Origin of the sequence: Halomonas flagellata, assembly GCF_022487945.1 — a bacterium.
GTDB lineage: Bacteria > Pseudomonadota > Gammaproteobacteria > Pseudomonadales > Halomonadaceae > Halomonas > Halomonas flagellata.
On the sequence record NZ_JAKVPY010000023.1, the window covers coordinates 24,754 to 38,217 of the forward strand.

At 68.2% G+C, this 13,464-nt stretch carries 15 protein-coding genes and 2 tRNA genes; 12 read left to right on the forward strand and 5 right to left on the reverse strand.

Annotated elements, in window-relative coordinates; translation table 11 throughout:
* Positions 1-5: 5 nt before the first annotated feature.
* The 4 genes from MKP05_RS16720 (at position 6) to nadB (ending at position 2,964) form a co-directional block, all read left to right on the forward strand.
* Positions 6-79, forward strand: a tRNA-Cys gene (locus MKP05_RS16720).
* 32 nt (positions 80-111) lie between these two features.
* Positions 112-198: transfer RNA gene (locus MKP05_RS16725), tRNA-Leu, on the forward strand.
* 59 nt (positions 199-257) lie between these two features.
* Positions 258-1,391, forward strand: coding sequence for an FUSC family protein (locus MKP05_RS16730; RefSeq protein ID WP_240569345.1), 1,134 nt, complete (start codon positions 258-260; stop codon positions 1,389-1,391).
* Positions 1,384-2,964, forward strand: coding sequence for an L-aspartate oxidase (nadB, locus tag MKP05_RS16735; protein WP_240569346.1), 1,581 nt, complete (start codon positions 1,384-1,386; stop codon positions 2,962-2,964). The genes MKP05_RS16730 and nadB overlap by 8 nt, the downstream gene beginning before the upstream one ends.
* 57 nt (positions 2,965-3,021) lie before the next feature.
* Here the strand turns inward: nadB and MKP05_RS16740 are convergent, their stop codons facing one another.
* Positions 3,022-3,420 carry a protein YgfX gene (locus MKP05_RS16740; RefSeq protein WP_240569347.1) on the reverse strand — a complete coding sequence of 133 codons (399 nt, stop codon included), beginning with the start codon at positions 3,418-3,420 and terminating at the stop codon, positions 3,022-3,024.
* Positions 3,380-3,673 (reverse strand): FAD assembly factor SdhE, encoded by a 294-nt coding sequence (locus MKP05_RS16745; protein WP_240569348.1) that lies wholly within the window; start codon positions 3,671-3,673, stop codon positions 3,380-3,382. The genes MKP05_RS16740 and MKP05_RS16745 overlap by 41 nt, the downstream gene beginning before the upstream one ends.
* Positions 3,674-3,814: 141 nt before the next feature.
* On the opposite strand from MKP05_RS16745, the gene MKP05_RS16750 reads away from it, so the two are divergent.
* The 3 genes from MKP05_RS16750 to lapB all read left to right on the forward strand — a co-directional run bounded on the left by MKP05_RS16750 (position 3,815) and on the right by lapB (position 5,729).
* Positions 3,815-4,174 carry an integration host factor subunit beta gene (locus MKP05_RS16750; protein ID WP_276316655.1) on the forward strand — a complete coding sequence of 120 codons (360 nt, stop codon included), beginning with the start codon at positions 3,815-3,817 and terminating at the stop codon, positions 4,172-4,174.
* Positions 4,175-4,241: 67 nt separating this feature from the next.
* Complete coding sequence (locus MKP05_RS16755; protein WP_110281615.1) at positions 4,242-4,547, forward strand: lipopolysaccharide assembly protein LapA domain-containing protein; 306 nt, start codon at positions 4,242-4,244, stop codon at positions 4,545-4,547.
* Entirely contained in the window at positions 4,548-5,729 is a 1,182-nt protein-coding gene (gene lapB / locus MKP05_RS16760; RefSeq protein ID WP_240569350.1) for a lipopolysaccharide assembly protein LapB, read from the forward strand. It abuts the gene before it with no gap.
* Positions 5,730-5,732: 3 nt separating this feature from the next.
* Here lapB and pyrF read toward each other — a convergent pair whose 3' ends face one another.
* Positions 5,733-6,434: an orotidine-5'-phosphate decarboxylase gene (pyrF, locus tag MKP05_RS16765; protein ID WP_240569351.1), complete on the reverse strand. Its 702-nt coding sequence runs from the start codon at positions 6,432-6,434 to the stop codon at positions 5,733-5,735.
* Between the two features lie 223 nt (positions 6,435-6,657).
* Between pyrF and MKP05_RS16770 the strand changes: the two genes are divergently transcribed.
* The 5 genes from MKP05_RS16770 (at position 6,658) to MKP05_RS16790 (ending at position 10,842) form a co-directional block, all read left to right on the forward strand.
* Complete coding sequence (locus MKP05_RS16770) at positions 6,658-6,939, forward strand: ComEA family DNA-binding protein (protein WP_240569352.1); 282 nt, start codon at positions 6,658-6,660, stop codon at positions 6,937-6,939.
* Between the two features lie 183 nt (positions 6,940-7,122).
* The gene (locus tag MKP05_RS16775) at positions 7,123-7,650 is read left to right on the forward strand and encodes an FxsA family protein (protein ID WP_240569353.1); all 528 of its coding nucleotides are present in this window, start codon (positions 7,123-7,125) and stop codon (positions 7,648-7,650) included.
* 220 nt (positions 7,651-7,870) lie between these two features.
* Positions 7,871-8,164, forward strand: a complete 294-nt coding sequence (locus tag MKP05_RS16780; RefSeq protein WP_110281620.1) for a co-chaperone GroES — start codon at positions 7,871-7,873, stop codon at positions 8,162-8,164.
* 78 nt (positions 8,165-8,242) lie between these two features.
* Positions 8,243-9,886, forward strand: coding sequence for a chaperonin GroEL (gene groL / locus MKP05_RS16785; protein WP_110281621.1), 1,644 nt, complete (start codon positions 8,243-8,245; stop codon positions 9,884-9,886).
* A 236-nt stretch (positions 9,887-10,122) separates the two neighbouring features.
* Positions 10,123-10,842 carry an RNA methyltransferase gene (locus MKP05_RS16790; RefSeq protein ID WP_240569354.1) on the forward strand — a complete coding sequence of 240 codons (720 nt, stop codon included), beginning with the start codon at positions 10,123-10,125 and terminating at the stop codon, positions 10,840-10,842.
* A gap of 239 nt (positions 10,843-11,081) precedes the next feature.
* Here the strand turns inward: MKP05_RS16790 and MKP05_RS16795 are convergent, their stop codons facing one another.
* Together MKP05_RS16795 and MKP05_RS16800 are read right to left on the reverse strand one after the other, a co-directional pair.
* Positions 11,082-12,110 (reverse strand): Lnb N-terminal periplasmic domain-containing protein, encoded by a 1,029-nt coding sequence (locus MKP05_RS16795; protein WP_240569355.1) that lies wholly within the window; start codon positions 12,108-12,110, stop codon positions 11,082-11,084.
* 301 nt (positions 12,111-12,411) lie between these two features.
* The gene (locus MKP05_RS16800) at positions 12,412-13,446 is read right to left on the reverse strand and encodes a histone deacetylase family protein (RefSeq protein ID WP_240569356.1); all 1,035 of its coding nucleotides are present in this window, start codon (positions 13,444-13,446) and stop codon (positions 12,412-12,414) included.
* Positions 13,447-13,464: the final 18 nt, after the last annotated feature.

The window sequence follows — 13,464 nt, forward strand, 5'->3', positions numbered from 1 at the left end:
GATGAGGCTGGATGGCAGAGTGGTTATGCAGCGGACTGCAACTCCGTGTACGCCGGTTCGATTCCGACTCCAGCCTCCACTTTCCCCCGTATTTTCGCTCGAACCCGTGCCGCCCGGATGGCGAAATTGGTAGACGCAAGGGACTTAAAATCCCTCGGTGGCAACACCGTGCCGGTTCGAGCCCGGCTCCGGGCACCAGCCTACTGGCCTCGCTTCTGGACCCTTCCGCTTCCAGCCTACGGACGGGGCATCGCTTCATGAACCTGCCGCGTTTGCGCGACCCCCATGTCAACTATCGGCACCGGCGAAAGCTGCACGTGCTGCGTGTCCTGCTGGCTCTGGTGATCACCTTCGCCGTCATCACGGTCTTCCCCATTCCCCACTCGAGCTGGGCGCTGGTCAGCACCATCATGGTGATGGGCAACCTGCCGCACATCGGCGGCGTGCTCGACAAGGGGCGACAGCGCCTGCTGGGCACCCTGCTCGGCGCGGGCTGGGGGCTGGCGCTGATCCTGCTGCCGCTGCCCGTGCCTCAGCTGGTGCCGGCCGGCGCCCTGGCCGGTATCGGCGTGGCCACCTGGATCACCTTCGGCAAACGTCACGGCTACAGCGGCCTGATGTTCGCCATCAGCCTGCTGCTGGTGATCGGCGACGGCAGCCATGACCTCGGCATCGGCCTGTGGCGAGCCTTCGACGTGCTGCTCGGCACCCTGGTGGGCATCGCCGTCACGGTGCTGGTGCTGCCCCAGAAGGCCACCGACATGATGCGCTTCATGCTCGCCGAGAACCTGGATCGCATGGCGCGGCTCTATCACGCCCACACCTCGGCCACCTCGTCGGTGGATGTCGACACCCGGGCGCTGCTCAAGGCCACCAGCTCGTCGCTGGTCAAGCAGCGCGGCCTGGTGGACGCCATCCACCGGGAGCGTCGACTGCGCCGCAACGAGCTCGACGACATCATCTCCCTGCAGCGTCGCATGCTCTCGACCATCGAGCTGCTGCTCGAGACGCACTGGACGACGCGCGCCGGACATGATCGTATCGATGCCATGACCGGGCTGCGCGACGAGCAGCACGGCCTGGCCCGGGTGCTCGGCAGCCTGGCCTTCCAGGTACGCACCGGCCACCCCATCGATGTCCGGGTCGGCCAGTTCGACCTGCAGCGCCATGCCGACCTGGCCTGCAATGCCCGCACCGACGACGGCCGGGCCCTCTTCAGTCCCAGCGGCTATCTGTGGCTCAACCGGGAGCTGGCGCGCCTGACCGACGCCCTGGTGGAACGCCTGGGCAGCCTGGTCCGGCTGCCCAGCAAGCGCCTGCGCAGTGCCTCGCACCGGGCCGGTGCCAGCGAGGAACCTGCCTTGCTCGAAAAAGGAAAGCGAGATGACTGACGGCAAGCATGACGTACTGATCATCGGCGGCGGCGTCGCCGGCCTGGTACTGGCCCTGGAGATCGCCGACCGGCGCCGGGTCACCCTGCTGCGTCCGGCCAGCGACGACCAGGGTGCCAGTCGCTGGGCCCAGGGGGGCATCGCCGCCGTGCTTTCGCCGCTGGACGATTTTGACGCCCATGTCGCCGACACCCTGGTGGCCGGCGACGGCCTGTGCGACGAGCGCGCCGTGCGCTTCACCGTGGAAGAGGGCCCGGCCGCCATCGAGTGGCTGCTGTCGCTGGGCGTGCCCTTCACCCTGGATACCAGCCCCGAGGCCGCCTACCCCTACCACCTGACCCGCGAAGGCGGTCACGGCGCGCGACGCATCATCCACGCCGACGACGCCACCGGCCGTGCCGTGGTCGACACCCTGATGGCCCATGCCGTGGCGCACCCGGCCATCACGTTGCGCTCCGACCTCACCGCCATCGACCTGATCGGCGACGCCGCCGGCCACTGCCGGGGGGTCCGCTGCCTCGACGCCGGGGGGGAGCGACACGACCTGCTGGCCGAGGACACCGTGCTCGCCACCGGCGGCGCCAGCGGGCTCTACCGCCACACCACCAGCCCGCGCCCGGCCAGCGGCGAGGGCATGATGATGGCCGCCGAACTCGGTGCCGAGCTGATGAACCTGGAGTTCCAGCAGTTCCACCCCACTTGCCTCTACGACCCGGATGGCCCGCCCTTCCTGATCAGCGAGGCGGTGCGCGGCGAGGGAGGGCTGCTGCTCAACGCCGCGGGCGAGCGCTTCATGCCGGCGCTGGACCCGCGGGCCGAGCTGGCACCGCGCGACATCGTCGCCCGGGCCATCGATGCCGAGATGCAGCGCACCGACAGCGACCACGTCTTCCTCGACGTCCGCCACCTGGGCGAGGCAACGATCCGCCACCACTTCCCCACCATCCATGCCCATTGCGCGAGTCGTGGCCTCGATATCGCCCGCTCGCCGATCCCCGTGGTACCGGCGGCCCACTACAGCTGTGGCGGCGTCGCTACCGACCTGGACGGCGCCACGACGGTGCCGCGGCTGTATGCCATCGGCGAGGTCGCCTGCACCGGCCTGCACGGCGCCAACCGCATGGCCAGCAATTCGTTGCTGGAGTGCCTGGTGTTTGCCCGCAGCTGCGCCCGGTGCCTGAGCCGGAGCGAACCCGCCTCTACCGCCCCTCTGCTGCCAGGACACGACGGCGACGAGCGGCTGCCCGCGGCAACGATCGCCGAGGCGTTCGAGGCGATGCGCAGCCTGATGAGCGCCCGGGTCGCCATCGTGCGCCGCGATGCCGGCCTCGCCGAGGCCGCCGACGGCCTGGCTCGCCTCCAGGCCGAGTTGGCCCCTCGGCTGCGACGGGCGGCGGCCGATGCCGGGCTGACGAGCCTCTGGCACGCCCTGCGCCTGGCGCGGCTCACCGTGGCCAGCGCCATGGCGCGCCGCGAATCCCGCGGCCTGCACTACAACCCCGACTGTCCGGTCCATGGTGATCCGGCGCCGCGGCCCTCGAGAATCCGGCTGAGCGATCTGGACGAGGCGTGACGGTCCGGCGTGGCGGCGATGCGCCGAGCCACGCCATCCGATGCACCCGACGGCGTGTCAGGGCAAGGCGACCAGTGCGCGCCTGAGCGCGCGCAGCGAGGCAGTGTCGCTGCTGTCGGGCCAGAGCCAGAGTCGACGCCCGTCGAGGCGCAGGCCAATCAGCCAGGGGCCCAGATAGTCGCACCGCAGGGCCACCGGCTGCCAGGGCGCCCCGGCACGCTCGCGCCACCACCAGCTCGTGCCCCCGGAGACCCGCGGCGACCCGCGAAGCTCTCCCCGGGCCCGGCGGCGCGCCACCCACACCAGCACGCCGGCCAGGCTCACGATGGCGAGCAGGGCGACACGGGGCGGCGAGACCCACAGCGCCAGGCCGATCACCGCCAGGGCCAGCAGCAGATGGACGAGCAGCAACAGCCTAGACGGGACGATGCGCAGCGCTATCGGGGTGTTCGGCATGCTCGACGATCATCTGCACGATGCGCCGGCGCACCGGCTCCTCCGGCCACTCGCGGCGCATCAGCCAGGCGAAGAGGTCCTGGTCCTCCTCGTCGATCAGCGACCGGTAGGCGGCCTGGTCCGCCTCGCTCAGGGCGTCATAGCACTGCTCGAGGAAGGGAATCAGCAGCAGGTCCAGCTCCCACATGCCACGGCGGGAGTGCCAGTAGAGTCGCTTGCGCAGGGCAGCGTCCATGGACGATTGTTCGCTCAACGTCGACCTCGACAGTCCGGGTGAATGTGGCGCCAGTATACCCGAGCCCCCTCCCGGCAACAGCCTGCGCCGGCCCGCGCGGGGACATTCCGACCTCTATAGTCGTAGTTCGTTGTTTTATCACGATTTGCACAGTATGCTTTGACGAAACAACAACGCCGGGAAACAGACAGGCCCAGGCACGAATGCATGGAGAGAGAGCCGATGACCAAGTCAGAGTTGATCGAGCAGATTGCGATGCGACAGCCCGAGCTGTCGATCAAGGAAGTCGAAGCGGCGGTGCGCCTGATCCTCGACGATATCACCGACACCCTCGCCGAGGGGGGGCGCGTGGAGATCCGCGGCTTCGGCAGCTTCTCGCTGCACTATCGCGAGCCGCGGGTCGGCCGCAACCCCAAGACCGGCGAACCGGTCGCGCTGAGCGGCAAGTTCGTGCCACACTTCAAGCCCGGCAAGGAGCTGCGCGAGCAGGTAGACGCCAGTCGTGCCCTCGGCTACTGAGTGCTACTCCACCCACCGGGCTCCCATTTCCATTGCCATACCGACTGACATCACAGGGGACAAGTTCATGCGTTGGCTCAAAGGCCTGATCCTGGCCATCATCTTGCTGGCGGTTCTGCTCATCGGCATCCTCTTCGCCGTCAACAATCAGCAGGCGCTGCCCCTCAACCTGATCTGGATCGAGCTTCCCGCTGCCTCGCTGTCGGTATGGCTGCTGGCCGCCCTGGCCTGCGGCGTGCTGCTGGGGATGCTGGCCATGACTGGCGTCTACCTCCGCCTGCGCACCCTGCTGACCCGCGCCCAGCGTCACAACCAGCAGCAGCGCAAGGAGCTCGACCGCCTGCGCATCCAGGAGATGAAGGAACTCCCCTAAATGCCCGATGTTCTGCTGCTGGCCCTGTTGTTGGCAGCGGTGGCCATCGGCTGGTGGCTCGGCCGCCGCGACCGCAGTCGCTACCACGATCCCGCGCCCTCGACACCCCTCGCGCGGGATTATTTCGTGGGCCTCAACTACCTGCTCAATGATCAGCAGGACCGAGCCATCGAGACCTTCGTGGCCGCCCTGGAGGTCAACAGCGAAACCATCGAGACCCACATCACCCTGGGCAACCTCTTCCGCACCCGTGGCGAGGCCGACCGTGCGGTGAAGATCCACCAGAACCTGCTCGCCCGCCCGACCCTCACCGCCATTCAGAGCGAACGGGTCCAGCTCGAGCTGTCACGCGACTTCCTCAAGCTGGGGCTGCTCGACCGCGCCGAACGCCTGCTGCACGGCCTGGTGCGAGACACCCAGGACGAGGAGATCCGCCAGTCGGCCAAGCGACTGCTGGTCGACCTGCTGGAGCGTGAAGGGGAATGGAAGGCGGCGCTGGACGTGGCCCTGCCCCAGCTGGTGCGCCAGCACGACGACATCCGCCGTGCCGCCGCCCACTGGCTCTGCGAACTGGCCGAGCAGGAACGCCACACCTCCAGCCCGGCGCTGGCCCGGCGCCGCCTGCGCCAGGCGCTGGCCACCGACGGGCGCTGCGTTCGCGCCAACCTGCTGCTGGCCGGGATGGAGCACGATACCGGTCACTACAAGCAGGAGATCCGCCTCCTCAAGCGCATCCCCGATCAGGATCCGGCCTTCGCCCCCACCATCCTCGAGCCGCTGGCCAGGGCCTATCGGCTGCTGGACGACGAGGAGGGCCTGATCCAGTGCCTGCGGGAGCTGCTCGAGCGCGCGCCCTCCACCAGCGTGATCATCCTGCTCGCCGAGACCCTGCGCCAGCGCGAGGGCCTGCAGGCCGCCATCGACCTGGTCAGCGAACAGCTCAACCGGAAACCGAGCCTGGGGGCGGTGGACTACCTGATGGACCTCTACCGACACGACGGCCGGGGCGAGCCCGCCGAGCGCATCCTGCTGCTCAAGCGCCACACCGATACCCTGCTCAAGGCCCTTCCCCGGCATCGTTGCCGACGCTGCGGCTTCGCCGGCGAACAGCTGCATTGGCAGTGCCCCAGCTGTCGCAGCTGGGGCACCACCAAGCCGATCACCGGCATCGAGGGCGAGTAGCGCTCACTCCCCGGCCAGTTCCGCCTCGATGGCGGCGAGCGCCGCCATGGGATCTTCCGCCTGGGTCACCGGCCGCCCCACCACCAGATGGGTGCTGCCGGCCGCCATGGCGTCGCGCGGGGCCATGATGCGCCGCTGATCGCCGGCAGCGGCGAAGCTCGGACGGATGCCCGGGGTCACCTTGAGGAAGTCGTCGCCGCACAGCGTACGCAGCCGCGTCGATTCCCGGGCCGAGCAGACCACGCCGGCCATGCCGCTGTCGCGCGCCAGCAGCGCCAGGCGCTCGACCTGCTCGCCGGGGCTCGCGGTGACCCCCACCTCGGCGAGGTCCCCCGCCGCCATGCTGGTCAGCACCGTCACCGCGATCAGGTGGGTCGCCAGGCCATGCCTGTCGAGCCGCTCGCGGGCGGCCTCCATCATGCGCCGCCCGCCGCTGGCATGGACATTGACCATCCACGCGCCCTGCTCGGCGGCGGCCTGCACGGCCCCGGCCACGGTATTGGGGATGTCGTGGAACTTGAGATCCAGGAACACTTCGTAACCACGCCCGTGCAGGGCTTCCAGCACGTCGGGCCCGCTGCGGGTGAACAGCTCCTTGCCCACCTTGACCCGGCAACGCGCGGGGTCCAGCTGGTCGGCCATGCAAAGGGCGGCATCCAGGGAGGGATAATCGAGGGCGATGATCAGCGGCGAATCGGTGGACACGGACCGGTCTCCAGTCAGGGGTGAAGTGGGAGGGCGGAATGCTGTCGGCAGTATATCAGCCCTGGCGGACAGCAGATGTCGGAGAAAACCCGCAACGATCATGGCAACCGGCCGACAGTCACTGACGGCAATGGCCGACCTTGCAGCCGGCAGGCCCACGCTAGCTTGAAGGGGGCACCCGCGGGGTGCCTGAGCACAACGGAAAACCGAAGGGAGAGTCATCATGAAGCAATGGAAGAAAGGTCCCGTCGTCGCCATGATCCTCGGGCTGCTGCTGGGGCTGCCGCCACTGGCGGCGCTGGCCCAGGAAGTCGCGCCGATCAACGTCAACAGCGCCGACGCCGAACTGCTCGCGGAGCTGCCCGGCATCGGCCCCAGCCGTGCCGAGGCCATCATCGAGGAGCGCGAAGCGAACGGCGCCTTCGAGAGCCTCGACGACCTCACCCGGGTCAGCGGCATCGGCGCTAGCACCGTCGATGGATTGCAGGATCAGGTGGAGTTCTAGCGGGGGACTCCGGGCGGGTCGGCGCTGGCCCGCCCCATCCTTTATGATGCACTGCATCATTGTCATATCGAGATATGGAAGTTTATTCCACCTTTGGCAGGTAAAGGCGCCTCACTACCACTGCCGCTTGATTTTTCCCCCACTGCCCCCATCCTCTGCGGAACTGCCACCCGCGGAGTCGTCATGCCCTTTCTGCTCGCCTTCACCCTCTTCGCCCTGCTCGATTTCGTCATCCTGTTTTCCGTCGGCAGCCAGATCGGCCTGCTGACCACGCTGCTTCTGGTACTGGCCACCGGCTTCATCGGCCTACACCTGATACGCCGCGAGGGGGTCGCGACCTTCGCCCGCGCCCAGGAACGCATGGCCCGGGGCGAGGTACCCTCCGGCGAGTTGCTGACCGGGGCGGCACTGATCTTCGGCGGCGCCCTGCTGATGGCGCCGGGCTTCCTCTCCGACGCCCTGGGCTTTATCTGCCTGGTTCCCGATGCCCGGCGCCTGCTCGGTCGCCTGCTGGGGTGGCTCGGCATCCGCCTGCAGCACCGCACGGTGCACCGCCGTGGCTCCCGCCCCGACCAGGGACCCGCTGCCGACTGGCAACAGGCCGGCCGCGGGGACGACGCCCCACGGCAGGAGCAGGAAGCTTCCGGCAGCGACTCCCGGGAGGCCCCCCTGGAAGGTGATTTCATCGGCCGCGACGAGCGGCGCCGTTGAGCGAGGGCCGGGCATGAATTTTTTTTCTTCGGCGCCCTTGAAAGCCCCTGCCCAGCCCCCACTTCTCGCTCAGCAACAGGCTTCGGCACGGGGTCAGCCCCGGGCCATCGACAAGGAAGGCGATTCGTCGCCTCCACCTCGCGGCCCGACCGCGAGGGTGATGATGAACCGCCATGGCAGTGACGTCATGGCACAGCAAACCATCAGGAGAACGTGAGCAATGAACATCCGTCCCTTGCACGATCGCGTCGTCATCCGTCGCGTGGAAGAAGAACAGAAAACCGCTGGCGGCATCGTGCTCCCGGGTAACGCCCAGGAAAAGCCGACTCGAGGCGAAGTACTCGCCGTCGGTAATGGCCGGATTCTCGACAACGGCGATGTCCGCTCGCTGGATGTGCAGGTCGGCGATACCGTGATCTTCAAGGAGGGCTTCGGCGTTGAGAAGCAGAAGATCGACGGCGAAGAAGTCCTGATCATGAGTGAGTCCGACATCCTGGCCGTGGTCGAAGGCTGAACAGCCCGAAGCAACGCCGAGACTCGCACGAATACCGCTCAAATCTGACGTTCACGAACTCATAGGAAGACTTCGAAAATGGCAGCAAAACAAGTCAAGTTCTCCGACGACGCCCGCAAGCGCATGGCCCGTGGGGTCGATATCCTGGCCAACGCCGTGAAGGCCACCCTGGGGCCGAAGGGCCGCAACGTGGTGCTCGAGAAATCCTTCGGTGCCCCGACCGTGACCAAGGACGGCGTCTCCGTCGCCAAGGAGATCGAACTCAAGGACAGGTTCGAGAACATGGGCGCCCAGATGGTCAAGGAAGTCGCTTCCAAGACCTCCGACGTCGCCGGTGACGGCACCACCACCGCCACCGTGCTGGCCCAGTCCATCGTCACCGAAGGCATGAAGGGCGTGACCGCGGGCATGAACCCGATGGACCTCAAGCGTGGCATCGACCAGGCCGTCATCGCCGCGGTCAAGGAGATCGAGGCCCTGGCCGTGCCCTGCACCGAGCGCAAGTCCATCGCCCAGGTCGGCACCATCTCCGCCAACGGCGACGCGCCTATCGGTGAGATCATCGCCGAGGCCATGGAGAAGGTCGGCAAGGAAGGCGTCATCACCGTCGACGAAGGCCGTGGCCTGGAAGACGAGCTGGAAGTGGTCGAAGGCATGCAGTTCGACCGCGGCTACCTGTCGCCCTACTTCGTGACCAACCAGGACACCATGGCGGTCGAGCTGGAAGACCCCTACCTGCTGCTGGTCGACAAGAAGATCTCCAACATCCGCGAACTGCTGCCGGTGCTGGAAGCCGTCGCCAAGGCCGGCAAGCCGCTGGCGATCATCGCCGAGGACATCGAGGGCGAAGCCCTGGCGACCCTGGTGGTCAACACCATGCGCGGCATCGTCAAGGTCGCCGCCGCCAAGGCGCCCGGCTTCGGTGATCGTCGCAAGGCCATGCTGCAGGACATCGCCATCCTGACCAACGGCACCGTGATCTCCGAGGAAGTGGGTCTGACCCTCGAGCAGGCCACCCTGGACCACCTGGGCAGCGCCAAGCGCATCACCATGTCCAAGGAAAACACCACCATCATCGATGGTGCCGGTGGCGAGGGTGACATCGAGGCCCGCGTCAACCAGATCCGCGCCCAGATCGAGGAAACCTCCTCCGACTACGATCGCGAGAAGCTCCAGGAGCGTGTCGCCAAGCTGGCCGGCGGTGTCGCCGTGATCCGCGTCGGTGCCGCCACCGAAGTGGAGATGAAGGAGAAGAAGGCTCGCGTCGAGGACGCCCTGCACTCCACGCGCGCCGCCGTCGAGGAAGGCGTGGTGCCTGGCGGTGGTACCGCCCTGATCCGCGTGCTGACCAAGATCAAGGACCTCAAGGGCGACAACGAGGACCAGACCCACGGTATCGCCATCGCGCTGCGCGCCCTGGAGTCACCGCTGCGTCAGATCGTCACCAACGCCGGCCAGGAAGCCTCCGTGATCCTCAACGAGGTCAAGGCGGGTGAAGGCAACTTCGGCTACAACGCCCAGACCGGCGAGTTCGGCGACCTGTTCGAGATGGGTGTGCTGGACCCGGCCAAGGTGACCCGCTCTGCGCTGCAGTCCGCCGGTTCCGTGGCGGGTCTGATGATCACCACCGAGTGCATGATCGCCGACGACCCGGAAGAGAAGGACGCTGCTCCGGACATGGGCGGCATGGGCGGCATGGGTGGCATGGGCGGCATGATGTAAGCCAGCCCCTGCCCCAGGCTTCGCCTGAGACAGACCCCGCCGGGAGACCGGCGGGGTTTTTTGTTGCGCCCCGCGCTTTGCGCCACGGGCCCCGAGCCGACAATAGCCCGTGGCTCGTAGCTCGTAGCTCGTAGCTCGTAGCTCGTAGCTCGTAGCTCGTAGCTCGTAGCTCGTAGCTCGTAGCTCACGTACACTGTCGCCTTCCGCCCTCTCGACACGAAAGCGCAAGACCCCAGATGCTCTCCAACATCCGCGTCGTCCTCGTCCAGACCTACCACCCCGGCAATATCGGCGCCTCGGCGCGGGCCATGAAGACCATGGGCCTCACCGACCTGGTGCTGGTCAATCCGCGCCAGTTTCCCGACCCGGAGGCCTCGCGCCTGGCCGCCGGGGCCGAGGACCTGGTCGACCAGGCCCGGCTGGTGGCCACCCTCGAGGAAGCCGTGGCCGATTGCGTGCAGGTGGTGGGAGCCAGCGCGCGGCTGCGCAGCCTGCCGCTGCCCCACTTCGACGAACCGGACGCGATGGCCGGCGAGCTGGTGACGCATGCCGTCCATGACCCGGTGGCGCTGGTGTTCGGGCGTGAGCGCTTCGGCCTGACCAACGACGAGATCCGCTGCTGCAGTCACCAGGTGAGCATTCCCGCCAACCCGGACTACGGTATCCTCAACCTGGCCCAGGCGGTACAGGTGCTCGCCTACGAGGTGTTCAAGGCCTGGTGCCGGCGCCCCGGCAGCGGCTACCGGCCACCCCGCCCCGCCGGGGAGCGACAGCCGACCCGGGAGCAGCTCGCCCACTTCCACGACCACCTGAGCCGGGTCATGCAGGCAAGCGGCTTCCTCACCCAGCCCCACGCCCGCACCGAGGCGCAGCTGCAGGCGTTGTTCGCCCGCGCCCGGCCCAGCCGCAAGGAGCTCTCGCTGCTGCGCGGCCTGCTCGGCTCGTTGGAGAAGTGAGCCACGCTCGCCGTCACGATATCGTCATCGCCCGGTGATCGGGCTGTCATCCTGATGCGCGATAAAGGAGGGGCCCGCCAGGCGGGACAGGCAAGGGATACTGCCACCCCCACGCCAGGGATGCGAGGGTGCGGGACGCACCCGAGGGAGGCCCAGGTCTTGACGGCAGGGGCCATGGCATCGGGACGATGCCCAGGGAGGAGCCGCATGCCGCCACGACGCTCGCCGTCGTGGCGCTTTTATTCGTGCGGGCCGGCGAACGACTCCCAGCCCGGCACGCCCTGGCGGATGCGGCGCGAGAAGTCCGTGGCCTCATGGGCCCGGCGGGCACGCTCGGTGATATCCCCTAGCCGGCGAAGCTCGGCCAGGGAGTAGCCCTCGACGAGCCCGCCATGGTCGTGCACATAGCCGGGCAGCAGCCCGGTCAGCAGCAGGCGGTGGTCCATGGGCAACCCCTCGATGATGCGGCGCATCATGGCGAACACCAGGGTGGTGCAGTTGGCGGTGATGGTGTGATAGAAGCGCGGCTCGTGGTCGAGCCGATTGGCCACCTTGACCAGGGCCAGCAGCAACTCGCGTCGGTCCTCGGGCGAAAGGGTGACACGGTAGAGGATGACCCGCTCGCCGCGCACGTTGCTACGCAGGCGCACCGCATCGCGCTCGTCGGCGGCGATGATCGCCAGCTCGTACTGCTTGAAGAAGCCGCCGACCTCCGAGAAGCGCTCGTGTCGCTCGCGACGCACCTCCACCGAGAAGGCCACGAAGTCGTCGATCTCGTCGCCGGCACCCCGGAAGCCGAAACTGATCAGCACATGGGCGATACCCGGGCGGCCCCAACTGGAGATGATGAGGTCCACCGACGACAGCCGGTCCAGGTCGTAATGCCGGGCCTCCCAGGCGCTCACGGCCTCGTCCCGAGTCTGCCAGGTGAAGTGGCGGACATGGTGCAGCGTCAGCCGGTTACCCTCGACCTCGCCGGTGGCCAGCTGCGCCACGTCCTCGGCCCAGTCGAGGTCCTTCGACGGGCGCAGGCCGCGCCACCAGGCGAGCAGCGCGGCCATCTGGACCGCCATGCCGGCCAGCGGGGCGGCTCTCGCGCCCAGCCAGTGCAGCCACAGCCAGAACCCGCCTGCGGCCACCCAGCCCGCCACCCCCAACCTTCGGCCCGCCGTCGACAACGGCAGCCGATGGGCCAGCGCCAGCGCGCCCCAGGCGGTAGAGAGCAACAGCGCCAGGCGCAGCAGGCCGTCCATGAAAGCGATGATCATCAGCGTCCTTCCGTGACGGATAGCGAAAGCGGCCGGTGCGGCCCACCGTCATGGGCATGCCGCCAGCTGCTCTCAGACCTCGATGGCGGCGGCCAGGTCCTCGAGCGAGGCGCCCACCTGCTCAGCCGTGATGATGCGCATCTCAGGCCTCCGGCACCTGGCCGGAGAGGCAGACGGTGCCGTTGTGAACGGCGGCCTGGTTCAGGCGGAGGTTGCTGTCGCGGTAGTGGACGGTCATGACGTTGCTCGCTTTGCGGTGGATGGGCGTAACGCAAGCCGGTGTTCGGATCGAGGGTACCGCTCAGGCACCGGTGAAGCCACCCATGAAGGTGGCCAGGTTCTCGCTCAGGTGCTCGGTGGGGTAGCCCCCCTCCTGTACCAGCACGGTGGGCAGGCCGATATCGGCGAGCCGTCGGCCCATCCGGGCGAAGTCGTCGGTTTCCAGGCTCAGGCCGGCCAGGGGATCCGCCTTGTGGGCGTCCAGCCCGAGCGCCACGATCACGGCCTCGGGACGGAAATCGGCCAGGCGCACGATCAGGTGGTCGAGATGCTCGAGGAACACCGCCCCGTCGCTGCCCAGCGGCAGCGGCAGGTTGACATTGGTCCCCAGCCCCTCGCCCAGGCCCTCCTCGTTGGCGCTGCCCCAGAAGAAGGGGTAGAAATCGGCCGGGTCGGCGTGCAGCGAGCCGGTCCAGACGTCACCGCGGTGATAGAAGATGTCCTGGGTACCGTTGCCGTGGTGCAGGTCCACATCGAGGATCGCCACCCGCGAGAAGCGCTCGCGCAGCACGGTGGCGGCGAGTGCCGAGTTGTTGAGGAAGCAGAAGCCGCCGGCCCGCTCCGGTCCGGCATGGTGCCCCGGCGGGCGGCACAGCGCATAGCTGGCACGGTCGCCCGCCAGCACCGCCTCGGCGGCGGCCTCGGCGCTGGCGGCACTGGCCAGGATGCCGGCAAAGCTGTCGGCGGTCATGGGGCAGGCCATGTCGTGCATGTGCCAGCCGACCCGGCCCACCGGATGCCGGGGATAGTGGTGCCCGCCGCCGCAGGGATGGACATTGGGGGCGACGATCTCGGCGGCATCCGGCAACTCACTCCAGCGGGCATGAATGGTCTCGAGGAAATCGAGGTAACGCGGCGTATGGACCCGCGCCAGCCGCCCCCGCAGGATCGGACTGTCGGCATCGGCCGGCGTGGTCAGCGAGAGCCCCGCGCGGGCGAGACCCTCGGCCAGCAGTTCGGCGCGGACCGGCCCCTCGGGGGAGGCCACCGTCCGGCCACGCAGCAGGAAGGTGGGCGGCGCATGGCGCTCCTGGTCGGGGTGATAGAAGAGCTTCATCGCATCCTCGTTCGACCT

Bases quoted from the DNA above. Each gene is read 5' to 3' on its own strand.
- MKP05_RS16730 (WP_240569345.1), top strand. From the start codon at position 258: ATGAACCTGCCGCGTTTGCGCGACCCCCATGTCAACTATCGGCACCGG.
- nadB (WP_240569346.1), top strand. From the start codon at position 1,384: ATGACTGACGGCAAGCATGACGTACTGATCATCGGCGGCGGCGTCGCC.
- MKP05_RS16740 (WP_240569347.1), bottom strand. From the start codon at position 3,420: ATGCCGAACACCCCGATAGCGCTGCGCATCGTCCCGTCTAGGCTGTTG.
- MKP05_RS16755 (WP_110281615.1), top strand. From the start codon at position 4,242: ATGCGTTGGCTCAAAGGCCTGATCCTGGCCATCATCTTGCTGGCGGTT.
- lapB (WP_240569350.1), top strand. From the start codon at position 4,548: ATGCCCGATGTTCTGCTGCTGGCCCTGTTGTTGGCAGCGGTGGCCATC.
- MKP05_RS16770 (WP_240569352.1), top strand. From the start codon at position 6,658: ATGAAGCAATGGAAGAAAGGTCCCGTCGTCGCCATGATCCTCGGGCTG.
- MKP05_RS16775 (WP_240569353.1), top strand. From the start codon at position 7,123: ATGCCCTTTCTGCTCGCCTTCACCCTCTTCGCCCTGCTCGATTTCGTC.
- MKP05_RS16780 (WP_110281620.1), top strand. From the start codon at position 7,871: ATGAACATCCGTCCCTTGCACGATCGCGTCGTCATCCGTCGCGTGGAA.
- groL (WP_110281621.1), top strand. From the start codon at position 8,243: ATGGCAGCAAAACAAGTCAAGTTCTCCGACGACGCCCGCAAGCGCATG.
- MKP05_RS16790 (WP_240569354.1), top strand. From the start codon at position 10,123: ATGCTCTCCAACATCCGCGTCGTCCTCGTCCAGACCTACCACCCCGGC.
- MKP05_RS16795 (WP_240569355.1), bottom strand. From the start codon at position 12,110: ATGATCATCGCTTTCATGGACGGCCTGCTGCGCCTGGCGCTGTTGCTC.
- MKP05_RS16800 (WP_240569356.1), bottom strand. From the start codon at position 13,446: ATGAAGCTCTTCTATCACCCCGACCAGGAGCGCCATGCGCCGCCCACC.